Annotated in this window: 20 protein-coding genes; 6 read left to right on the top strand and 14 right to left on the bottom strand. The window is 60.2% G+C overall.

Annotation, left to right across the window (positions count from 1 at the left end; translation table 11 throughout):
* Window positions 1-28: 28 nt before the first annotated feature.
* Window positions 29-406, bottom strand: a complete 378-nt coding sequence (gene cpdR / locus LVY65_RS05590; protein WP_235066997.1) for a cell cycle two-component system response regulator CpdR — start codon at window positions 404-406, stop codon at window positions 29-31.
* Window positions 407-510: 104 nt separating this feature from the next.
* Between cpdR and LVY65_RS05595 the strand changes: the two genes are divergently transcribed.
* On the top strand, window positions 511-1,350 hold the full coding sequence (locus LVY65_RS05595; protein ID WP_235066998.1) for an N-formylglutamate amidohydrolase: 840 nt from the start codon (window positions 511-513) through the stop codon (window positions 1,348-1,350).
* 186 nt (window positions 1,351-1,536) lie between these two features.
* Here LVY65_RS05595 and LVY65_RS05600 read toward each other — a convergent pair whose 3' ends face one another.
* A complete protein-coding gene (locus tag LVY65_RS05600; RefSeq protein WP_235066999.1) occupies window positions 1,537-2,325 on the bottom strand; it encodes a SapC family protein in 789 nt (262 codons plus the stop codon).
* A gap of 213 nt (window positions 2,326-2,538) precedes the next feature.
* Here LVY65_RS05600 and LVY65_RS05605 point away from each other — a divergent pair, with 213 nt between their 5' ends.
* Window positions 2,539-2,976, top strand: a complete 438-nt coding sequence (locus tag LVY65_RS05605) for a hypothetical protein (protein ID WP_235067000.1) — start codon at window positions 2,539-2,541, stop codon at window positions 2,974-2,976.
* 174 nt (window positions 2,977-3,150) lie between these two features.
* Here LVY65_RS05605 and LVY65_RS05610 read toward each other — a convergent pair whose 3' ends face one another.
* The 3 genes from LVY65_RS05610 to LVY65_RS05620 all read right to left on the bottom strand — a co-directional run bounded on the left by LVY65_RS05610 (window position 3,151) and on the right by LVY65_RS05620 (window position 8,631).
* Window positions 3,151-5,748, bottom strand: coding sequence for a DEAD/DEAH box helicase (locus LVY65_RS05610; protein WP_235067001.1), 2,598 nt, complete (start codon window positions 5,746-5,748; stop codon window positions 3,151-3,153).
* 3 nt (window positions 5,749-5,751) lie between these two features.
* On the bottom strand, window positions 5,752-7,878 hold the full coding sequence (locus LVY65_RS05615) for a site-specific DNA-methyltransferase (RefSeq protein WP_235067002.1): 2,127 nt from the start codon (window positions 7,876-7,878) through the stop codon (window positions 5,752-5,754).
* A gap of 126 nt (window positions 7,879-8,004) precedes the next feature.
* Complete coding sequence (locus tag LVY65_RS05620) at window positions 8,005-8,631, bottom strand: MerR family transcriptional regulator (RefSeq protein ID WP_235067003.1); 627 nt, start codon at window positions 8,629-8,631, stop codon at window positions 8,005-8,007.
* A gap of 344 nt (window positions 8,632-8,975) precedes the next feature.
* Here LVY65_RS05620 and LVY65_RS05625 point away from each other — a divergent pair, with 344 nt between their 5' ends.
* Both LVY65_RS05625 and LVY65_RS05630 read left to right on the top strand, forming a co-directional pair.
* Entirely contained in the window at window positions 8,976-10,142 is a 1,167-nt protein-coding gene (locus tag LVY65_RS05625) for an IS1 family transposase (protein WP_235067004.1), read from the top strand.
* Window positions 10,143-10,345: 203 nt separating this feature from the next.
* Complete coding sequence (locus tag LVY65_RS05630; protein WP_235067005.1) at window positions 10,346-11,713, top strand: DEAD/DEAH box helicase; 1,368 nt, start codon at window positions 10,346-10,348, stop codon at window positions 11,711-11,713.
* On the opposite strand, the gene tgt is transcribed toward LVY65_RS05630, so the two are convergent.
* Window positions 11,710-12,846, bottom strand: a complete 1,137-nt coding sequence (gene tgt, locus LVY65_RS05635; RefSeq protein ID WP_235067006.1) for a tRNA guanosine(34) transglycosylase Tgt — start codon at window positions 12,844-12,846, stop codon at window positions 11,710-11,712. The genes LVY65_RS05630 and tgt overlap by 4 nt on opposite strands.
* 50 nt (window positions 12,847-12,896) lie before the next feature.
* Between tgt and LVY65_RS05640 the strand changes: the two genes are divergently transcribed.
* Window positions 12,897-13,652 carry a TSUP family transporter gene (locus LVY65_RS05640; RefSeq protein WP_235067007.1) on the top strand — a complete coding sequence of 252 codons (756 nt, stop codon included), beginning with the start codon at window positions 12,897-12,899 and terminating at the stop codon, window positions 13,650-13,652.
* A 58-nt stretch (window positions 13,653-13,710) separates the two neighbouring features.
* Entirely contained in the window at window positions 13,711-14,718 is a 1,008-nt protein-coding gene (locus LVY65_RS05645; RefSeq protein ID WP_235067008.1) for a sulfotransferase family protein, read from the top strand.
* On the opposite strand, the gene queA is transcribed toward LVY65_RS05645, so the two are convergent.
* From queA to LVY65_RS05685, 8 genes are all read right to left on the bottom strand, one after another.
* Window positions 14,715-15,743 (bottom strand): tRNA preQ1(34) S-adenosylmethionine ribosyltransferase-isomerase QueA, encoded by a 1,029-nt coding sequence (gene queA / locus LVY65_RS05650; RefSeq protein ID WP_235067009.1) that lies wholly within the window; start codon window positions 15,741-15,743, stop codon window positions 14,715-14,717. The genes LVY65_RS05645 and queA overlap by 4 nt on opposite strands.
* Entirely contained in the window at window positions 15,743-16,516 is a 774-nt protein-coding gene (locus LVY65_RS05655; protein ID WP_235067010.1) for a peptidylprolyl isomerase, read from the bottom strand. The genes queA and LVY65_RS05655 overlap by 1 nt, the downstream gene beginning before the upstream one ends.
* Window positions 16,517-16,579: 63 nt before the next feature.
* A complete protein-coding gene (coaD, locus tag LVY65_RS05660; protein ID WP_235067011.1) occupies window positions 16,580-17,074 on the bottom strand; it encodes a pantetheine-phosphate adenylyltransferase in 495 nt (164 codons plus the stop codon).
* On the bottom strand, window positions 17,074-17,985 hold the full coding sequence (locus LVY65_RS05665) for a polyprenyl synthetase family protein (protein ID WP_235067012.1): 912 nt from the start codon (window positions 17,983-17,985) through the stop codon (window positions 17,074-17,076). Before LVY65_RS05665 ends, coaD begins: the two co-directional genes overlap by 1 nt.
* Window positions 17,975-18,217: an exodeoxyribonuclease VII small subunit gene (locus LVY65_RS05670; protein WP_235067013.1), complete on the bottom strand. Its 243-nt coding sequence runs from the start codon at window positions 18,215-18,217 to the stop codon at window positions 17,975-17,977. The genes LVY65_RS05665 and LVY65_RS05670 overlap by 11 nt, the downstream gene beginning before the upstream one ends.
* Before the next feature lie 32 nt (window positions 18,218-18,249).
* A complete protein-coding gene (locus tag LVY65_RS05675; protein WP_235067014.1) occupies window positions 18,250-18,942 on the bottom strand; it encodes a DUF1013 domain-containing protein in 693 nt (230 codons plus the stop codon).
* Between the two features lie 94 nt (window positions 18,943-19,036).
* Window positions 19,037-19,654, bottom strand: a complete 618-nt coding sequence (locus tag LVY65_RS05680) for a glutathione S-transferase family protein (RefSeq protein WP_235067015.1) — start codon at window positions 19,652-19,654, stop codon at window positions 19,037-19,039.
* Window positions 19,651-20,643: an NAD(P)H-quinone oxidoreductase gene (locus tag LVY65_RS05685; RefSeq protein ID WP_408021968.1), complete on the bottom strand. Its 993-nt coding sequence runs from the start codon at window positions 20,641-20,643 to the stop codon at window positions 19,651-19,653. The genes LVY65_RS05680 and LVY65_RS05685 overlap by 4 nt, the downstream gene beginning before the upstream one ends.
* Window position 20,644: the final 1 nt, after the last annotated feature.

Consider the following 20,644-nt stretch of genomic DNA (forward strand, 5'->3'; position numbering starts at 1 on the left):
CCGCTTATCGCAAGGGGTTAAAGGCGGACTATAGCCGCCCGTGCTGGTCTTCGGACTGAAACAGCCGATCGACCTCGGCCACAAGGTCTTTCAAATGGAAAGGCTTCGACAGCAGCTTCGCTTCCGGTGCGGTCCGGCCGCCCTGAAGCGCGACCGCGGCGAAGCCCGTGATGAACATCACCCGGATGGCCGGATCGATTGCGCTGGCCTTCTGAGCCAGCTCGATCCCGTCCATTTCCGGCATGACGATGTCGGTCAGGAGCAGGTCGTATTTGCCGGCCTCGAGCAATGGCATCGCCTCGGTACCGCAGCCGACGGATTCAACTTCATAGCCGACACGCTGCAGAGCGCGCTGCAGATATTCGCGCATCGACGTATCGTCTTCGGCAAGAAGGATCCTGATCATCGTGACCTCTCTATGCTCGCATGCGTAAAGATTTTCCAGCGCTTGCCGTTCCTTATGCAGATTGCTGTCCGCAAATGGTACGACTAGTCTCATCCCTGTTGCACATGAGCCGCTATCCTTCCCCGATAATCCATGCATCGCGCGGCGCACTGCCAGTGCTGTTGTCGGTGCCCCATTCCGGGCGGGACTATGAAACCGCAGTTCTTGCCAACGCGGCGCAGGGCCGTCGGGCGCTGGAGACGCTGGAAGACCCGCTGGTAGATCGGCTGGCATGGCGGGCGATCGCTGCAGGGACCGGTGCGGTCGTCCAGCCGGTGCCGCGCGCCGTAATCGACTGCAATCGCGACGAGACGGAGGTCGATCCAGCGGCAATTGCCGGAGTCAGCCCGGCCCCGGTGGGACAGCGTGCCCGGCACGGGCTCGGCCTGGTGCCCTCACGCACGCATCGCCATGGCGCGCTATGGCGACGGCCAATCGACCGGACGGAGCTTTATTGCCGGATCGATGAGATCCATCGCCCCTACCATCAATCGCTCGCCGACGGGCTGGAAGCGCTGCGGAGCATGCATGGTGAAGCGTTGCTGCTCGACTGTCATTCCATGCCCGTCCGGCCGAGCGGCCAAGCCAATATCGTCATTGGAGACCGCCACGGCACCACCTCCTCGGCCTGGGTCAGCGCGGAAGCATTTCGGATCGTGAGGGCCGCCGGCTTTCGCGCGGCGCTCAACGACCCCTATGCTGGTGGGGCGATCGTTGCCCGGCACGGAACGCCGCGGAATGGCATCCACGCGCTTCAGCTGGAGATCGACCGGTCGCTTTATCTCGAATCGGATGGACGGACGGCCGGACCTGGGTTCGACCGAATTGCTTCGCTAATTGAGGTCCTGGCGACAAAGCTCGGTGACGCGCTTTGCGTTCGTGGCCTGCGCGAGGCCGCCGAATAAAAAAGCGGCCACCCCGGCATTGGCGCCGGGATGGCCGGAAGTCAGGGAGGAACGCACCAGAAGGTGCGCGCCGGTCGCTTTTTCGACTGAAGGGGAAACAGGCAAAAAAACGGCGCGGCAATGATCCGATGTGGGTGACCGCCGCGCCATTTCAATCCCGCGGAGCAACGCTCCGCCTCATGCGCGTCACGCCTCGGCAGGTACCGGCTGCGGCGCGGCGATGGGTCCGGTCCCCTGCTGGACCTGGCGCGCGAAGATTTCGCGGATCACCGACAGGGAGAAAAGATGGGCCATGATCAGCGGAAGGGCGCCGTTCTGGTTCAGCTTGCGCAGCTCGTCGCCGCGAAGGTTTCGGAACTTTTCTTCGTCGACCATCTGGAAGCCGCGATAAATGAATGGCTGCTCGGAGCCTTCCGGCTGGATCGCGACCTCTCCTTCCATGAGGAGGCCCGCTTCCTTGAGCTCGTTCATAAAGAACTGCGTGCGCTGACCTGCCTGCTCGAACTGCTCGCAGAACTGAAGAATGGCATTGGTCGCTTCCGACGGATTCTCGCCCTCGAAGAGCGGCTCTCCCTCACTGAACTCGCCTACGGCGCCGGAGGTCGGATCGAAACACAGGGACAGCTCATCGCTATCCTCGCGCAGGCGAGCCAGCACGAACGGGAAACGGCGGAGATAGGCGGGCAAATAGACATTGCCTTCGCGTGCAACCCCCTTCTCATCGAAGAAGGTGTTGGTGCCTTCGTGCAAGCCCATCAGAGCGATCGGCACCGGAGATTCGCCGGCGGAGAAGACGATCGGGAAGTGGCGCTGTATCATTGCGAATTCGTCCACGGTCACCGGGATGGCGTGCGTCGACGCCACCCGGTCGAGACCGTTCAGGCGGCGAACCTTGTAATTGGCATGGAGATTGCGGTTGAGCGCCTCCAGGCCGTTATAGAGAAGCGGCAACATGTTCGGCGCTTGGCTCGCCATAGGATCGACTCCAAAGAAGGGGCGGACTGGCCCTGGAATCAATCCGTCGGCCTGCCTCGCGGAAAACTGCGCGCCCGCCTCTAGTGGCAGGACCAGCCAAGTGCAAGGCGTTTGCGGGGCTTGTAAATTTGCACGCGGACAGTCGCCGCCGATGAGTTCATCATCCATTCAACGCTTGCCGCTAGACCGCCTTGCCGCAATGGTTCTTTCAGCATGACCCTATTGGCTTTTTTTGGCCTTTTCCCCGCCCTGTTCGGCGCGGCTGCGCAAGCGCCCGCCGAAGACCAGGTCGTGCGCCGCGTGATCATTCGCGATGAAGTGATTCTGCGGATCCCGATCCGGCCGCGCCTGTCTCGACCGATCGAATGGGTCGAGAAGAAGGGGCCGAAATGCCTCCCTGCCAACCGCATCGCGGGGGCAGTCCTGTCTGGGCCATCGTCGATCGACTTCCTAATGCGCAACCGGCAACGAGTCCGGGCGCTGATGGACAATGATTGTCCTGCCCTCGATTTTTACGGCCGATTCTACCTGCAACCCGATGATGAATTTATTTGCGCGAAGCGGGAAACGATCCATTCGCGGATCGGCGGAAGCTGCCGGATCGAGAAGTTCAAGATGCTGGTGCCGCAGTATAAGCAGGTCAAACGCTGAGCACGGTGCCCGATCGCGCTCGGATTACCTGCGCGCGAAGCACCATACTTGGCTTTCTCTCGGACAACTTGCTCGCGGGTGGTGCCTCAGTTTGAAATGGGGTGTTATGGAAACTAACGGTTGTTTAGTTTCGCTAACATTCTGGCGGCTAGCGTTGAGGCGTTTTGAGAGCGCCTAGCCATCATAGTCGCGCCCCATGGCCCCGAGGTAGACTGACTTGGCGCTGGCTGCCGATGCGATGGCATCTCGGACCTCATCATTGGTCAAATCAAGCATCCGATATTTCCCGTCGATCTCCGACACCGCCTCTATCCTGCGATAAACCGAACCATTCGCAGCCGCATATCGGGCTAAGCCTCTTAGCTTGGGGAGTGCGTCGGCCAAATGATGCCCATGGGGATCAACAATATCGGCAACGATTCCACCCCCGTCAGTGGCCGAGAAGAATACGAAATCCGGCCGCACAATTTTTGATTCCCCATCGTCATCGTAGACAATGCCAAGGGATTCTTGGCTCGCGCGCGCCGGGTTGCGATACCAAGCCACCCGATCGCCAAGCTTCATTTCTGCCTCAAGTACGGCTCGCTCCCACTTGTTCAACTCATCTGGGAATTTTCCCTCAGGATCGCATAGCAGGTGTCGTTCGTATCTCGGCAGGGCGACTTCGGTGCCGTTCGCTTCCTTTGCAGTTGTCGGCTGTAGCCAGGCGTTCGGCCGCGCTAGATCGACATCCACGGGATCGGCGCTCATTTCCCTGATTTCGCGGTATGCTTCCTGCCGCTCGTCGGTCAGTACCCTGATCGACTCCCGGTACTCGGCTAGCCATTGCTTCGATAGCACTTCCGCCGCCGTCTCTAATTCCTCCTTGATGCTGCCGATGAGGCCCAGCGCAGCTATCGTAGTGTGGGCGTCGATGAGCGCCTCGTCGTCATCTTCCGCTTCCTTGTCCTGACTGGCCAGGTGTTCAGCATATGTCCGGGCAAGATCGGGGCTGATCACGCGGCCTGCCCGCTTGTAGGCGTCCTCAATTACGGCATAGTCAGCCTTCATCACGAAGTCGTTGAACGTCTTGGTCTGCGTTTGGGTGTTGGCGGTGAGTGTTGAGCCTTCGACTGTCAGCACAGCCTCTCGCGCTTCTTTGATCCGGTCAGCCAGCCGGGCCTGCGCTCGGTCAAGAACCTTATGCATCTCAGCATGGGCTTTGAGCCCTGCACCGGGCAGCAGTCCATCCACGGACAGTTCGTGCGCCAATGCAGTCAACCGTTTTGCAGGGCGGGCCTGTTTTTTGGGCAAGGCTTGGGAGGGGAGCGAAAGCAGCTTGTTCCAGACACCAGCCGGGATTTCGCTATTAGGCAAGACCTCGATCGGGTTGATCAGTACCCGGCGCATAGGCAGGTCATCACCCGCTTCGCCACCATTCATCAGGGTGCTGACAACCGCGTTGACCGCATCCTTGTTGAATCGGGGAAGGAGGCAATCGACCGCATTCAGGCGATCGTTACCCGGGATGCGCCGAGCCAGCGGCGTGCGTACCATTCGGCCCAACAATTGCGTGATGTGTGTCTTGTCAGTGGCAGCCCGGAAAGAAACCATCACCTCTGCACGCGGACAGTCCCATCCCGTGCTGATCGCATCTTTGGCAAGGAGTATGCGAACCCAGTCCGATTCCTGCACCCGTTCCGGTGCGATGTAGGGTACAGAGTATTTCCCGAACGTCTCCGTACGATGTTCTCCAAACACATTGGCAATGCAATCCTGAGAAAGCTCAGGCCAGGTCTCAAATACGACGTCCAGCCAAGTCGCAATCTCGTTGTGATCGGGCGAATTCGGCACTTGCAGCACCATTAGCGGCAGCACCGTATCCACATCGTGCTGCTGCTTCGCATACGTCGCCCACGCCTTGGAAATATCGCTGAGCTTGATCGTGGCTCGCTTCAACAAACTGGTAGCGAAGTCACCGACCTCCTTGGGATAGTCGAGGTCAACCGTGTCTTTAATTAGGCCCGAATCCTGCACCAACTTCGAATCGACGATGACCGGACGTAGGGTGTCGTGCCCAGTCATCCCCTCCATCGCAGCGTTAAACCGTTGAACGGTCGCTGAGATTCCCCAAACGACGGGAATGCCCGGAACGGATCCGGTACCATTGATCAACTGCCGCACTATCGTCGGCCGACCGGTGACTGTTACAAGGCCGCCGTCGCGCATGCCGCGGTGAGCCTCGTCCAAGACGAGATAAAGCGTAAGGTCTGGGTCCTCGACGGTGTTGCGGATCGTATCCCATATGGTGTGCGATCGCATGTCCGGCATTATCGGTACCTGCCGGTCATCCTTTTCGATGGATGCATCACTTGGATCATGGCCACGGACCAGCAGGCTGTTTTTCCCCAACTTCTGGGTGTTGAGAAAATAGACTTTCCCGGCTTCAAACCGCTCGCGCCCAAAGGTGCTTTCCACCGTGACCAGATCAGATACGGTCAGCTTGTCGGAAGCTTGTTGTAGGCGCCATTTTGACTGCTCGTTCAGTGATGGATCGTCAGAGAACCAGATGACCGCGGCTCCCGGATCGGCTTCGAAGTCGAAATCATCATTCCCAAAAAATAATGCTTCGATCACAGCAGCGGCCATCACGGTTTTGCCCGATCCGGTCGTTGCCGAGAGGGAGAAGGCGTGCTTGTCGCCGTCGTCGTGCCAGCGTTTGCGCGCTCTTTTCAGGCGTTCGAGAACTTCGCGGACGGCGTCGTCCTGGTAATCCTTAAGCGTGAACTTCATCGGTCAACGCACCGTCGAAAAGCGAAAATTGGTAAAGTAGCTCTCATAGAGCCGCACCGGCTCAACAGTGCTAGGAAGCTGCCGAACAACGGCCTGAAACCGCCGTTCATCGTCGGTGACGATGTACGCCACGCGGATACCTCCGGCATTCGCTACTGCTTCTACAAAGGGGCCTGCATCATCGAGTTGAGTCAGCAGTCCATAGGTATCAGCTACTTCCCAACCCCGGCCGGGTAGCCTTTCGATCCGCCGACCTTCACTCCCGGCACGGAGCCATAAAAGGGGGGCGATACGCTCGAAGGCCCGGTTATGGCTGATAGCGACGGGCGTTTCATAAGTCAGCGTGAAGTACTCTGCGTTCTCCTCGAAACCCTCTGCCATGGGGAACACATCATTGAACTTGTAGTCCCCCTGAATTGACTGACCGTTCGGTGTCTGACCCGAGATGGCCGCCCCGATACGCGGCTTGGTGATGTAGTCGCAGATGCCCCACTTCTCCCAATCAGGATCGTTGGGACGTAGGCCCTTTGCGCGCAATCGCTTGTCCTCATCAGCACCGACCTCGTTATTGGTGACTGAAATGCACTGCCGTCGACCGCCGTCCTGGCGGTTTAGTCGCATCACAGCATGTGCTGTCGTGCCGGACCCAGCGAAGAAGTCGAGGATCACAGCATCAGGCTTGTCGGACACGAAGAACCGCAACGCGTCTTCGACAGCATATAGCGATTTTGGGAATGGGAAATTGCGACCGGGAAGCAAGGATTTGAGAACGCCGGTACCGTGTTCGGTCGCTGAATGCGAAACTTGATTCCAGACAGTGAGAGGTTGGTATTGGCGGCCAATATCCCCATAAGAAAGTATAAGCGCTCCATCGTCATCCCAGCCCGAAGTTGAGAACTGTCCGCCGCCTCCTTCAATGTCTTTTATCTGGCCACTCGTGAGGTAATAGGGGGTTCGACTGCTCCCATCCCAAGGGCCGAACCGAACATAGCCCTTCGAAAAATTGGCAAGCATGGTTTCGCGACTAAGGGACCATGTCAGCTCTCTTCCATCGTTCCCAAGCGGCCAGACTGCCACGGCACCTTCCGGTGGAAGCGAACTCTCAATAGCGGCGTCCTTGGGAAGGACCTGGCCCGCGCCCACAAACTTTCCATCCGCCCTGCTGAAATACAATGGATAGAAGAGATTTGGTCGCGCTGTGCGAAGCCCGTTGCCTGCGGATCGAAGCAATGATTTCCAGCGGACAGCTGAAGACTTTGGCGCGGCATCTCGTAGCATGTCTGATGAAGCCGAGCCGACGTAGGCAGCACCCATCAACACAAAAAAGATATATTCATCTGTTCGTGAAAATAGCCCGCGCCGAGCAGACCCCTTGGGACTGATTACGCTACTAACCATTTGGATGGTCCCATCTGGGAAGGTCTGCTCAAGCAGCAATCCTAGTCGCAGATACTCCTTCTCATCGATCGTGACGATCAATACCGAGTTTTCCGGTTTGAGAAGTTGACGGGCCACCAGTAGGCGGCGCTCCATCATGGCAAGCCACTTGGAATGGCGATAGAGATCGTCACCCTCGACGTAGTCGTTGTTATATTTCCAGTCGCGCGCACCGGTATTGTACGGCGGATCGATGTATATCGCATCCACCTTGCCGCGGTGGGTAAAGGTCAGTGCTTCGAGGACGTGGAAGTTTTCGCCGTTGATTACAGTGTGGGATGGTTTGTTACCGCCGCGACGTATGTTGCCTGTGCTAACAAGGCCCGGGTAGATGTAATCCTTGAACTCGGCGACCACGACCAGATCGGCAATGGGAATGGTCTGCGTTTCGATTTCTTCGCCGGCCAACAGACCCAACTTGGCTTGCCGCGCTGTGCCGCTACCTTCAAGCTCCATCACCTTCCAGAGGCGCTGGTCGCCCTTAGCGCTCGATCGGCGCGGTTGCATGATCCGCACCTTGTCGCCTTTGCGGACCGGGCGGCCAGGAAGTTCTACGGTTTCTGGTGTGTGCCGCTCAAAATTCAGCCCGAAGGCACGACGCTGCGACAGCGCCTTGAACTCCCGTTCGAGTTCTTGACCCAGAGCAGCGTTTCTAGTCTTCGTCTCCGCAATTAAGTCCGTCAGCCGCGACACAATAGGCCCCCTCATTCACTCAGTACTTGGCATTTTTGTTGATGCCGGGACTCGTCAGATTGACTAGCCTCGGCCCTCGACCCTTGGCCTTGGTGCCCGAAACCTCGGGCAGTCACAATCCGGGGTCTAGCAATCGTTAGCGCCGAGCCCGGTAAGTCGGCGGACGGTTCGCGTCCCTTTCCGCTCAGGAAGGTAGAACGCCACAATTGGCTTTCGCCCGCGTTCCACAAGGCGACCTCCAATTAGCTCCAGATCAACCACCAGTAGGAAGGGGTCTGTCTTGTCGAACACGTATTGGGGATCGTCGACGATACGGACTTCGTGTGCCTCGTTCACAACCAAGTAATTGGCGGCGGACGGGCTTCCCGCGAGGTAGTGAGCAATTCGGCCTGATTCGGCAAAGTCGGCCAGGAAAGAGTCAACATCTTCGGAGGGACCGAATACCTCACAAGCGCCGTCCACGTTTAACAGCGCGTGGAATAGTGCGCCCGAGAAGGCATCAAATAGGTCCAACTCGCACTCACCCGGTGGGATGCCGAGCTTACTAAGAGCGTAGCGGATTGTGATTTCAACCACCTCAAGCGGGCTGAACTTGGCGTGCCCAGATTTACGGTGAGGAACCAGCTGGCCCCTGCGCCGCCAAACTCGCTGCAAGTCTGTGGTCAATCCGCTGATCCTTTGGAGTTCGCCGGGCGAGTACTCCGCATATTCGCAGCGACCGGCATGCAGCATCGTATTGATCGCGTCGGTCACAGATTGTCCTCCATGATCATCTGAATCCGCGAAATCGGGATCAGTGCTTGCCGGTTCGAGCACACGCCATCCACATCCGGCACGTCGATTAGTTCTCCGACCAAAAACCGAGTTGCCCCGGCAAACCGCTCGATTTGAGCGAGCGATGAGACCGGTAGTTGGATCGGCATTCCTTCCGAACATCCGATGAGGAAAATGCGAAATTGTCCCAAAATTGAGCTCCCATTCGCCCTTTGTTCTACCGATTCGCAATTTATAGTCAACCGTGAATCTTGACCCTATGTGTCAAATCGGGCAATGCGTCTCCATGAATCGAGAATCGGAAACAGGGAGGCACATCCACAATGAACCGGCTGAGCCCGCATAAGCAGGCTGCAATCATTCACGACCTAGTAGAAGGCGGCTCGCTTCGATCGGCGGAGCGGAAACATCAAGTGAGCTTCAACACCGTGATGAAGCTCTTTGAAGACGCTGGGGATATGGCGATTGCCTACTTTGATGGGCTCAAGGACCTTGAATGCGCGCGCATTCAAGCTGACGAGATGCACACTTTCGTGGGCACGCGCGACCGGTTTGATCGGCTCACTGGCGAAGTGGCTTCCGGGTTGGGGACCGTGTGGGTCTACGTAGCGGTCGATGCGGACACCAAGATGATTGTGGATTTCCTGCCGGGCACGCGGGAAGTCTACGACGCTACCAGATTTATGAAATCAATAGCGAGCAAGCTGCGTCGCGATTCCTTTGGCAGGTTTGCAGTTCGGCCGACGATCGTCACAGATGGATTACCGGCCTGCAAGGAAGCCACCGCCATCGCCTTCGGCACAGATGCCGATGTCGGCATGATGATCAAGAAATACTCGGATGTGGGCAAAAAGGGCCAAAAGCTCTCACGCGAGCGATATATCGGAGCTGATCGGGTCACCTTGATTGGAAGTCCCAAGTATGAGGACATCCACACGTCGTACATCGAACGCACCAATCTCAACTTGCGCATGGATATCAAGCGCCTGGGCCGGAAATCGAACGCGTTCTCGAAGAAGCTACTCAACCTGAAACGGCACCTCGCGCTATGGGCGCTCTATTTCAACTTCTGCCGTGTCCATAAGGCGTTGAGAATGCCTCCAGCGATGGCCGCCGGTCTCAGTGATCACATTTGGGAGGTCGATGAAATCGTCCAGCGCACCAGTGAATTCCTCGCCGAGAGGCTAAGGAATCAGGTGGCAAATGATGATCCGGCCGAGGAGGTCAGTTCTGATGCGATACCGACCCATTGGGTCTATCGCAGCACCTTGCACTACCTCGCAAAGGTCCACGCTGCGGACTGTTACCATTGCAAGCACGGTGAGGGACAGCGGCGCGGCAATCAGAAAGCGGGGGAATGGCTTCCGTTCTATTCGCAAGAGAGCGCCATGGTAGCGGCGGCCGCGCTAGAGCCTGACCGCCATGCTGTATGCAACGTTTGCATTGGCTCGTATCGCAATGCCGGTGGTTACCGAGGCCCACGGCGATGATCGGCGATCCAGCTAGAGCATCCCCTCGGTGCGGGCTGACAAATGTTAGCCAAACTGAACACGGTGTTAGTTTCCATAACCCGCGATTTCAGACTGAGGCACCACCTGCTCGCGATGCTTCCTTGACATTTTGCCCCTCTGCCCTGTAGCGCGCCCAAGCGCGCCGCGGATCGCGGGCGCATTCTCATTTTCCGGATTATTCAATGCCTTTTGCCGATCTCGGCCTTTCCGACCAATTGCTGCGCGCCATCGCGGACAGCGGCTATGATGTGCCGACCCCGATCCAGAAGGGCGCCATCCCGTCGGTGCTGATGGGAAAGGACTTGATCGGCATTGCCCAGACCGGAACCGGCAAGACCGCCAGCTTCGTGCTGCCAATGATCGACATCCTCGCCGAAGGCCGCAGCCGGGCGCGCATGCCGCGCTCGCTAATCCTCGAGCCGACCCGTGAACTCGCGGCCCAGGTTGCTGAGAATTTCGAGAAATACGGCAAATATCACAAGCTTTCGATGGCCTTGCTGATCGGCGGCGTGCAGATGGGCGACCAGGTCAAGGCGCTGGAAAAGGGCGTCGACGTATTGATCGCGACACCCGGCCGCCTGATGGACCTGTTCAGCCGCGGCAAAATCATGCTCAATGACTGCAACCTGCTAGTCATCGACGAAGCCGACCGGATGCTCGACATGGGCTTCATCCCCGATATCGAGGACATCTGCACCAAGCTGCCGAAACAGCGCCAGACCTTGCTGTTCTCGGCAACCATGCCGCCGCCGATCAAGAAGCTGGCCGACAAGTTCCTGACCGATCCGAAGACGATCGAGGTTGCCCGGCCCGCCACAGCCAACGTCAATATCGAGCAGCGCCTGGTCGTCACTCGCGGCGACAAGAAGCGCGACGTGCTGCGCAGCATTTTGCGCGGCGAGGAATTCAAGAACGCCATCATCTTCTGCAACAAGAAGACGACCGTTCGCGAGCTTTACACCAGCCTCAAGCGCTCCGGCTTCGCGGTTGGGCAGATTCAGGGCGATATGGACCAGAGCGACCGGATTGCCGAGTTCGACCGGTTCAAGAAGGACGAGATTACCATCCTCGTCGCCTCCGACGTCGCGGCACGCGGCCTCGACGTCAAGGGAGTCAGCCACGTCGTTAATTTCGACGTGCCCTGGCAGCCCGACGACTACATCCACCGCATCGGCCGTACCGGCCGCGCCGGTGCCAAGGGCATCGCGATCACGCTGGCGACCCGAGAGGACAACGAGGCCGTTTCGGCGATCGAGAAGCTGACCGGAATCAAGCTTCCGCGCAGTGACGGTGAGCAACCGGCCGCCGCAACCGTCGAAGAAGAGGCTCCGCGTGAGGAACGGCCGGCCAAGGGCCGCGGCCGATCGCGCGAACGGTCCCGTGAAAGGGCGCCCCGGCCCGAGCGGCCGGCGAAGGCTCCGGCTGCCGCAGTTGAGCCTGAAGTGCGGGATGCGCCGGTGGCGACAACCGTAGAACCGAAGCGGAGCGAGAATGCGGCCGGCGGCTGGAACGGTCCCGTTCCCAGTTTCCTCCAGTTCAGCGCGGTCTAGGCAGCCTTCTTCCCCTGCCGATAGCGGGCGAGGAATTCAGCTGCGTGGGTCGCGAAACGGCCCTCGCCGATAGCATCGCGCAAGCCCTGCATCAGCCGCTGGTAAAAGCTCAAATTATGGTCGGTCATCAGCATCGCGCCGAGGATTTCGCCTGATCTTACCAAGTGGTGGACGTAGGCGCGTGAATAGGTCCCGCAGGTCGGGCATCCGCAGCCGGGGTCCAGAGGCTCCTGGTCTTCGGCAAAGCGTGCATTGCGGATATTGATCGGTCCGTCTGCAGTGAAAGCCTGGCCGGTCCGGCCCGATCGGGTCGGTAGTACGCAATCGAACATGTCGATCCCGCGCCGGACCGCCTCCACGATGTCGTCGGGCTTGCCGACGCCCATCAGATAGCGCGGCTTGTCTATCGGAAGCTGGCCAGGCGCGAAGTCGAGGCAGCCGAGCATTGCCTCCTGCCCCTCGCCGACGGCCAGCCCGCCGACCGCATAGCCGTCGAACCCGATGTCGATGAGCGCGTCGGCAGACTGCTTGCGGAGCCGATCGTCGAGCGCGCCTTGCTGGATCCCGAACAGCGCAGCCCCAGATGCATGCTCGCCACCCTGGTCGAACGCCTCGCGAGAACGCCGCGCCCAGCGCATCGAGCGCTCCATCGCCTCGCGCTGGTCCTTATCAGTGGAAGTGGTCGGGACTAGCTGGTCAAAGGCCATGACAATGTCGGACCCAAGTAGCCGCTGAACCTCCATTGATCGTTCCGGGCTGAGCATGTGCCGCGACCCGTCGAGGTGGCTTTTGAAGGCCACGCCTTCCTCGGTGATTTTCGTCAGGTCGGACAGGCTCATCACCTGGTAGCCGCCGCTATCGGTCAGGATCGGCCTGTCCCAATTCATGAACCGGTGTAGCCCGCCCAGCTTCGCCACCCGCTCCGCGCCAGGTCGCAGCATCAAGTGATACGTATTGCCGAGAATGATGTCGGCCCCGGTTGCGCGTACGCTCTCCGGTTTCATCGCCTTGACGGTTGCGGCGGTGCCGACCGGCATGAAGGCCGGGGTGCGAATTTCTCCGCGCTGCATCGAAATAATACCAGTGCGCGCGGCGCCATCGGTGGCAGCGATACTAAAGGAAAAGCGGGTCATTGGGCGCGCTCCCTAGCCGGTTGGCGCAGCCGCCGCTACAGGCTCGCGGCATGATCGAACCCTGGGTCTATGCCGCCCTCACCGCCACCGCCGTCCTTACCGGCTTTATCGACGCTATTGCCGGTGGCGGCGGGCTGATCATGATGCCTGCGCTCCTCTCCGCTGGAGTACCGCCGATCAATGCGCTGGCTACCAACAAGCTGCAGTCGATGTTCGGGACGTCAGTGGCCTGCTCGAACTATGCCCGGGCGGGGTTGATTGACTGGCGGGCCAACTTGCTGACGATCTGCCTCGTTTTCGCCGGGGCGACTGCGGGGGTGATCGTGGTCCAGACCATCGATACCAGGGCGCTTTCGCTAATCATCCCGATGCTCCTCATGGCCGTCGCCCTATATGTGCTGGTCAGCCCTCGAATGAGCGACGAGGATGCACACCAGCGGATTGGCGCTCGCGGCTATGCGCCGGTCGGGGCCGCGATCGGCGCATATGACGGTTTCTTCGGACCGGGAACGGGCAGTTTCTTCACTGCGACTCTAGTTGGCCTTCGGGGTTTGGGACTGACTAGGGCGACCGCGCTAACCAAGCTGTTCAACCTGACCAGCAATGTCGCCTCCGTGTTGTTTTTCGCGATCGGCGGAAAGATGTTCTGGTTGCTCGGGCTGTGCATGGCCGCGGGGGCAATGGCGGGCGGCTGGATCGGCAGCCATACCGCGATGCGCTTTGGCGCCCGGCTGATCCGGCCATTGCTGGTCATCTTATCGATCGGCCTGACCGCCAGGCTATTATGGACATACTTTACGGCCTGACTCCCGCCGCAATCTCGACCTAAATCCCCCCTGACCCCGCCAAACAAAGGCTTTACCCTTGACCGATCATTTCCGCTTCGCGTTCATTGTCGGTGCTCCGCGCTGCGGAACTACAACCTTGGCCGGCTTTCTGCAGCAGCATCCGGAAGTCTGCTTTTCGGCCGTCAAGGAGCCACATTTCTTTTCCCGCGATGAATTTCAGGGCCTGGGAAAGCAGCAATTCAACCAGCTGATTGAAGAGGAATATCTTGAGCGCTTTTTCGGTCAGTGCAGCGGCACCGAAAAGCTTCGTGCTGAAGGCTCGGTCACCTATCTCTATACGCCTGAGCGAATGGCCCCAATCCTCGAACGATGGCCCGATGCGAAGTTCATCATTGCGCTTCGCGATCCGCTGGCGATGCTTCCCTCGCTCCATCAACGATTGCTGGTGACCGGTGACGAGAACATCACCGACTTCGCCAAGGCTTGGGCGAAGATCAATGACCGCGCACAGGGCAAGTCGATTCCCCGTTCGGCAATGGACCCGCGCTGGTTGCGCTATGACGAGGCCGGCGCGCTCGGCAAACATGTCGACCGGTTCCTCGCTGCTGTGGGGCGCGAACGTTGCCACATCGTTCTATTCGATGATTTGGCAAGCGACCCGGAGCGGGCTTATGGCGAACTTTGCCGTTTCCTAGGTCTCGACCCCTGGCCGGGCACCAAATTCGGCGCACGGCGCGCCAACAAGACGTTTCGGATCGGCTGGCTCCAGCGGCTGCTGAAGCGTCCGCCGAAAGCCGTGCGCACCGTCCTTGCAGGCGAAAAGTTCCGCACTCGCGAGAAGAAGCTGGATGCAGGTGAGGGCCGGGCGATCACCGCTGTCTTTGCAGTTCGCAAGCGGCTGCTCGACTGGAACAAGGTATCCGCAAAGCGCGAGCCGCTCGATCCCCAACTTCGCCAGGCGATCATCGACCGCATGCGCGATGATGTCATTCATCTGTCGCGCGTGATTGATCGCGACCTCAGCCACTGGCTCGGCGGTGTGCCGGAAGCGAACCCGAGGGCCACAGCGGCGCTAAGCGTCTAGCCGGGTAGCAGCAGCGAGGAATCGCCGTAACTGTAGAAGCGGTACCCCTGCTCGATCGCATGGGCGTAGGCCGCTTTCATCACATCGATGCCCATCAGCGCCGATACCAGCATGAACAATGTCGACTTGGGCAGGTGGAAATTGGTCATCAGCCCGTCAACCGCCCGGAATCGATAACCCGGCGTGATGAAGATTGCGGTGTCGCCTTCGAAGGACTGAATCGTGCCTTCCTCATCTGCAGCGCTTTCCAGTAATCGCAGCGATGTGGTGCCGACCGCAATTACCCGGCCTCCCGAGGCGCGCACGGCATTAAGCCGGTCTGCAGCCGCCTGATCGATCCGTCCCCATTCCGAATGCATCCGATGATCGATCGTATCGTCTGCCTTGACCGGAAGGAAAGTGCCCGCACCGACATGCAGCGTCAGCGTCTCTCGTTTCACGCCACGCCGGTCGAGTGCCGCAATCAAGCGGTCGGTAAAGTGCAAGGCAGCTGTCGGCGCGGCAACTGCCCCGGATTCCCGCGCAAACATCGTCTGATAATCGTCCCTGTCGGCCGCGTCAGTGCCGCGCTTGCTCGCAATGTAGGGCGGCAACGGCATCTGCCCTGCTTGCTCAAGCAGCAGCTCGACGGGCTCCTCGCCGTGAAAGTGAAGCAGGATCGCTCCATCCTCGTCGCGTGAAACCGCACTGGCTTTGACCTGATTCCCAAACTCGATGACGTCACCGTCACGGACCCGTTTGGCGTTGCGAACGAACGCCCACCAACTCCTCAGCCCTTCACGTTTATGGAGTGTCGCGCCGACGCTTGCTTCGCCCCGCCGTCCCTCGAGCTGGGCCGGGATGACCCTGGTGTCGTTGAACACCAGCACATCGCCGGGTCGGAGAATATCCGGCAAGTCGAGCACGCCGCGGTCGGACATGCGCTTTCCTTCCACGAGCAGCATGCGCGCCGCATCGCGCGGGCGCGCGGGACGTAAGGCGATGCGATCGGTAGGAAGGTCGAAGTCGAAAAGGTCGACGCGCATTATTGTGGTTGCGGCGCCTCTTGCGGGACGGGCTCCGTTGGCGAGGGGTCGGGCACCCCTTCGACCGGTGGCGCGGCTTCCGGTGCCGGCTCCGCAGCCGGAGCGGGCGGCGTAGTCGGCGGCGAGGCCGCTGCTGGCGCTGGCGCACTTGTCGCTTCGGGGACTGGCGTTGCTGCGATTACCGGAGGCGCGGGCAGGGGTCCGCCAATGCTTGCGCGCGCGATGCGGGTCGGATTTGCGGGGGGTTCGCCAACGGCGATCGCGTCAACCGTCGCCATTCCCTCTATCACCCGTCCGAACGCGCTATATTTGTGGTCCAGGCTCATCTTCGGCGCCAGCATGATGAAGAACTGGCTGTTGGCGCTATTGGGCTCTTCGGTCCGGGCCATCGAAGTCACGCCGCGCAAGTGCGGCAGGTCGTTGAACTCCGCGGTCAGGTTCGGCAGCGTCGATCCGCCCTCCCCCGTGCCTTTGGGGTCGCCCCCCTGGGCCATGAAGCCGGGGATGACACGATGGAAGGTAAGGCCGTTGTAAAAGCCCTGGGTCGTCAGGAGCTGGATTCGATAGACATGGCCGGGAGCCAGGTCCGGCCTCAGTTGCACTACGACCTTGCCGCCGTTGGAAAGTTCAAGTGTCCAGCGATTGGCGGGATCGGCAGCAACCTCGGCTGGTGTGACCAGTACCACTGGTGGTGTGGGCGGAGATGTCGGCGCGGGCTTCGCCGCAATCAACGCAAAGGCCAAAAAAGGCAACGCAAACAGGCTCTTGTTCATAGCTTACTCCCCGGCCCCCAAACGGCCACACCGACTATCGCAGCACCGCCACCGATGCCAGCGCTATTTCTGGCCAAGCTTGACCGCGACGTCGTTGGCGACGGCATGCGTCACGAACTTGTCGATGGCGCCGCCATAGCGCGCAATTTCTTTCACCAGCCTTGACGCAATTGGCTGGAGCGAAACGTCAGCCATCAGGAAGACGGTTTCGATCCGGTCATTCAGCTGCTGGTTCATGCCCGCCATCTGATATTCATATTCGAAATCGGCGACTGCCCTGAGGCCCCGCAGGATCAGGCTTGCCCCCTGCGCCTCTGCGAAATCCATCAGGAGTGAATCGAACTCGACTACCGCAACGCCAGGGATGTCGGCGACTTCACGTCGGACAATGTCCAAACGCTCGGCAACCGTAAACATCGGCTCCTTGGCTGGATTGGTCGTCACGCCAATTACCAACCGGTCGACCAGATGCACGCCGCGACGGATGATATCGAGATGACCCAGGGTGACTGGGTCGAATGTTCCTGGGTAGACGCCGACGCGCTCTCTTGCTGCCATCAACGGTCCCTTTCCTCGACATATTGTGCAACGGCTCGGAGCAAGTCCGCCTCCGTCCCATGATCGTGAAGATGCTCGATCGCTTGGCTGACCAGCATCGCGCACTGCCGCCGGGCGCGGTCTTCTCCGAGTAGCGAGACGAAGGTTGCCTTGCCCGCGCGTTCGTCCTTGCGCAGCCTTTTGCCTGCGGTAGCTTCGTCCCCCGCATGGTCGAGCAAGTCGTCTGCAATCTGGAAGGCGAGACCGATGTCGTGAGCGTAGCCGCGATATGGGGTGCGTGCTTCCGGCGGGAGCCGGCCCATGATGCAGGCCGCTTCGACCGCGAATTCTATCAATGCGCCGGTCTTGAGCTGCTGCAATCGCGTGATCGAACCGATGTCGAGCGCTTGCCCCTCGGCGACCAGGTCGAGCATCTGTCCGCCCGCCATTCCCCGCGGTCCCGAGGCACGCGCCATCTCCAGCACCAGTTCGGCACGAACGAATGGGTCTTCATGGGTGGCCGGGTCGGCGATGATCTCGAACGCCAAATCATGGAAACAATCGCCTGCCAGTACTGCGGTCGATTCGTCGAATGCGCGGTGAACGGTTGGCTTGCCCCGGCGAAGATCGTCATCGTCCATGCACGGAAGATCGTCATGGATCAGCGAATAGACGTGAATCGCCTCGATCGCCGCGCCGGCGCGAACGATCCGGTCCTCGGCCAGTCCGAACAGGCGGCCGGTGGCAACGGTCAGCAGCGGCCGAAGCCGCTTCCCACCGCCGAGTCCGGCGTGGCGCATGGCTTCGAACAGCCGATCGCGGCCATCGCCGGTGCCGACAAGATATCCGGAAAAAACCGCTTCGACCTGCGCGGCGATGCGGGATGCCTCTGAGCGAAGCTCGGCCCCGGACACGCCGGTCTCAACCAGCATCGAACGGGCTCGTTCCCTCTGGCTGGCCGTCGGGACCGAGTGCAATCTTCTCAATCCGGGCCTGCGCCGCCTTGAGGCGGGCCTCGCAATGCCGTTTCAGCCGGTCGCCGCGCTGGTAAAGCTCGATCGACTCATCGAGGGGCGCTTGCCCCTGCTCTAGGCTGCGCACGATCTGCTCGAGCTCGGCCAGCGCCGCCTCGAAGCTCATCTGCTCGATGTCGCCCTGTTCCATCGATCAACTCTTGGCCTCTGCTAGGCCGCGAATCAATGCTTGAACGGGTCCTTGATGCCCGGGACGATCTCGTCTGAAGTGTCGATGCCCGCTTCCCCCGCAAGCGCAGCTTCCACATCGCGGGCATGTTGCTCGCGCTCGGCACGAAGCTCCACGATCAACGCCTCGCGGTCGCTGTCCAGCCGAGTATCGGTCGGCGCCTGGGTGCCGGCCGCCTTCTGTGCCTTGGCCACCGCTGCATCCAACTCGCGCTGCGAGGTTAGGCCAAGCGTCACCGGATCCTTGGGTTGAATGTTAGCCATGTTCCAATGGGTCCGGTCCCGGATCGCCGCGATGGTCGTCCGGGTCGTGCCGATAAGCTTGGAAATCTGGCCGTCAGAGACTTCCGGATGATTGCGGATGATCCAGGCAATGCCGTCCGGCTTGTCCTGCCGCTTCGAAACCGGCGTATAGCGCGGGCCTTTGGTTCGGGTGACCGGGTCCGGCGCCTTATGCATCTGAAGCGCATAGTCAGGATCGGCCTGGCCGTTCTCGATCTCCTCATGAGTCAGCTCGCCCGAACGGATCGGGTCGCGCCCGGTCAACTTGGTCGCGGCAGTGTCGTCGGCGATCGCCTGTACCTCGAGCACATGCAGGCCACAGAAATCGGCGATCTGGGTGAAGCTCAACGAAGTGTTCTCGACCAGCCAGGAAGCGGTCGCATGGGGCATGAGCGGCTGGGCCATTTAGGTCTCCACAAACAATAAGGGCCGCCCCTTCACGGAGCGGCCAGCGTTGCCGGGCGATGTAGTCCGGCGCCGTGCGGAGAGCAAGAAGAGTCTAGCCGTCCAGCTCGACATGCTTTGGCATCACCATGATCCGCTCCATCCAGCGAACGATCTCGGGATAAGCCTCCAGGTCGAAATTGGCCTCGTCGGCGACGTGAGTGTAGGCAAACAAGGCAATGTCCGCGAGGCTGAACTTGTCGGCGACGAACCATTTACGTTCGGCCAAATGCTTGTCCATTAGGTCTAGGGCAGCAAGTCCCATCTCGCGCTTCGGGCTGATCTGCATGCGCTGTGCGTCGGTCAGCGCTTCCAGCCCGACAAACCGCATCCAGAAGCGCAGAGTGGCGATCGTGGGTTCATGATTATATTGCTCCCAAAACATCCACCGGAGCATGTCGGCCTGGTCGTAATGGCCGTCGGGAATGAGATCGCTGCCGTTGGCGATGTAGAAGCAGATGGCGTTGCTCTCTGTAAGAAAACGATCGCCGTCCTGTAACACCGGGATTCGGCCATTCGCACTGATATTGCTGAGGAATTCGGGCGTCCGCGTCTCACCCTTCATGATATCGTAGCTGCGCCGTTCGAGCGGTAGCTTGAGATGCGCAGCCGTAAGTCGGATTTTGTAGCAATTCCCCGACCGCGGATCTTCGTGGAGGATAAGTCCGCTCATTCGCCGGTCACTAGCACGATCTTGCCGATATGGTCACCCGCCTCCATGCGCGCATGGGCGGCGCCGGCTTCCTCCAGCGGAAAGCTCATGTCCATTACCGGTTTCAGCCGATTGCCCTCGACATAGGGCCAGACGGTCTGGGCGATCTCGTCACGCACCATCGTCTTGAAGGAAATATCGCGGGGGCGCAGCGTCGATCCGGTCAAGGTCAAGCGGCGGCGCATGATGTCGACGATGGATATCTCCGCCGAGGGGCCACGCTGGAAGGCGATCGAGACATGGCGACCGTCGTCCGCCAAGCAGGCGAGATTGCGGGCGACGTAATCGCCGCCAACCATGTCGAGCACGACGGCGACGCCATCTTCTTCGGTCCAGCGGCGAACCGCGTCGACAAAGTCGGTTGTCTGGTAGTTGATCGCATGGGCAGCGCCCAGCTCGATCGCCGCGGCACATTTTTCGTCCGATCCGCACGTAACGATCACTTCAAGCCCGAACAGCGTACCCAGCCTGATCGCCATTGTGCCGATCCCGCTGGTCCCGCCGTGGACGAGAACCGTGTCGCCTTCGGCGGCGAATCCGCGCTCGAACAGATTCACCCAAACGGTAAACAAGGTCTCGGGCATTGCCGCCGCCTCGCTCATCCGAAGTACTTCGGGGATCGGAAGGCAGGTTCCCGCGGGCGCGAGGCAGTAATCGGCATAGCCCCCGCCCGTGACAAGCGCGCAAATCTTGCCGCCGATGAGGTGAGTCGCGCCCTGCCCCGCTGCGACAACCGTTCCGGAAATTTCCAATCCCGGTATGTCGCTGGCGCCCGGGGGCGGCGGATAGAGCCCTTTGCGCTGAATGACGTCCGGCCGATTCACGCCTGCGGCAGCGACCTTGACCAGCACTTCGCCCTTCCCCGGACGCGGAGTCGGGCGAGATCCAAGATGCAGTTGCCCATCTTTGATCTCAACCGCTCTCATTACGTCCGGGATGATTTCGCTCATT

It is taken from the genome of Sphingomonas cremea (assembly GCF_021502585.1).
Classification (GTDB): Bacteria; Pseudomonadota; Alphaproteobacteria; order Sphingomonadales; family Sphingomonadaceae; genus Sphingomicrobium; species Sphingomicrobium cremea.

Bases quoted from the DNA above. Each gene is read 5' to 3' on its own strand.
- cpdR (WP_235066997.1), bottom strand. From the start codon at position 406: ATGATCAGGATCCTTCTTGCCGAAGACGATACGTCGATGCGCGAATAT.
- LVY65_RS05595 (WP_235066998.1), top strand. From the start codon at position 511: ATGAGCCGCTATCCTTCCCCGATAATCCATGCATCGCGCGGCGCACTG.
- LVY65_RS05600 (WP_235066999.1), bottom strand. From the start codon at position 2,325: ATGGCGAGCCAAGCGCCGAACATGTTGCCGCTTCTCTATAACGGCCTG.
- LVY65_RS05605 (WP_235067000.1), top strand. From the start codon at position 2,539: ATGACCCTATTGGCTTTTTTTGGCCTTTTCCCCGCCCTGTTCGGCGCG.
- LVY65_RS05610 (WP_235067001.1), bottom strand. From the start codon at position 5,748: ATGAAGTTCACGCTTAAGGATTACCAGGACGACGCCGTCCGCGAAGTT.
- LVY65_RS05625 (WP_235067004.1), top strand. From the start codon at position 8,976: ATGAACCGGCTGAGCCCGCATAAGCAGGCTGCAATCATTCACGACCTA.
- LVY65_RS05630 (WP_235067005.1), top strand. From the start codon at position 10,346: ATGCCTTTTGCCGATCTCGGCCTTTCCGACCAATTGCTGCGCGCCATC.
- tgt (WP_235067006.1), bottom strand. From the start codon at position 12,846: ATGACCCGCTTTTCCTTTAGTATCGCTGCCACCGATGGCGCCGCGCGC.
- LVY65_RS05640 (WP_235067007.1), top strand. From the start codon at position 12,897: ATGATCGAACCCTGGGTCTATGCCGCCCTCACCGCCACCGCCGTCCTT.
- queA (WP_235067009.1), bottom strand. From the start codon at position 15,743: ATGCGCGTCGACCTTTTCGACTTCGACCTTCCTACCGATCGCATCGCC.
- LVY65_RS05655 (WP_235067010.1), bottom strand. From the start codon at position 16,516: ATGAACAAGAGCCTGTTTGCGTTGCCTTTTTTGGCCTTTGCGTTGATT.
- coaD (WP_235067011.1), bottom strand. From the start codon at position 17,074: ATGGCAGCAAGAGAGCGCGTCGGCGTCTACCCAGGAACATTCGACCCA.
- LVY65_RS05665 (WP_235067012.1), bottom strand. From the start codon at position 17,985: ATGCTGGTTGAGACCGGCGTGTCCGGGGCCGAGCTTCGCTCAGAGGCA.
- LVY65_RS05670 (WP_235067013.1), bottom strand. From the start codon at position 18,217: ATGGAACAGGGCGACATCGAGCAGATGAGCTTCGAGGCGGCGCTGGCC.
- LVY65_RS05675 (WP_235067014.1), bottom strand. From the start codon at position 18,942: ATGGCCCAGCCGCTCATGCCCCATGCGACCGCTTCCTGGCTGGTCGAG.
- LVY65_RS05680 (WP_235067015.1), bottom strand. From the start codon at position 19,654: ATGAGCGGACTTATCCTCCACGAAGATCCGCGGTCGGGGAATTGCTAC.
- LVY65_RS05685 (WP_408021968.1), bottom strand. From the start codon at position 20,643: ATGAGCGAAATCATCCCGGACGTAATGAGAGCGGTTGAGATCAAAGAT.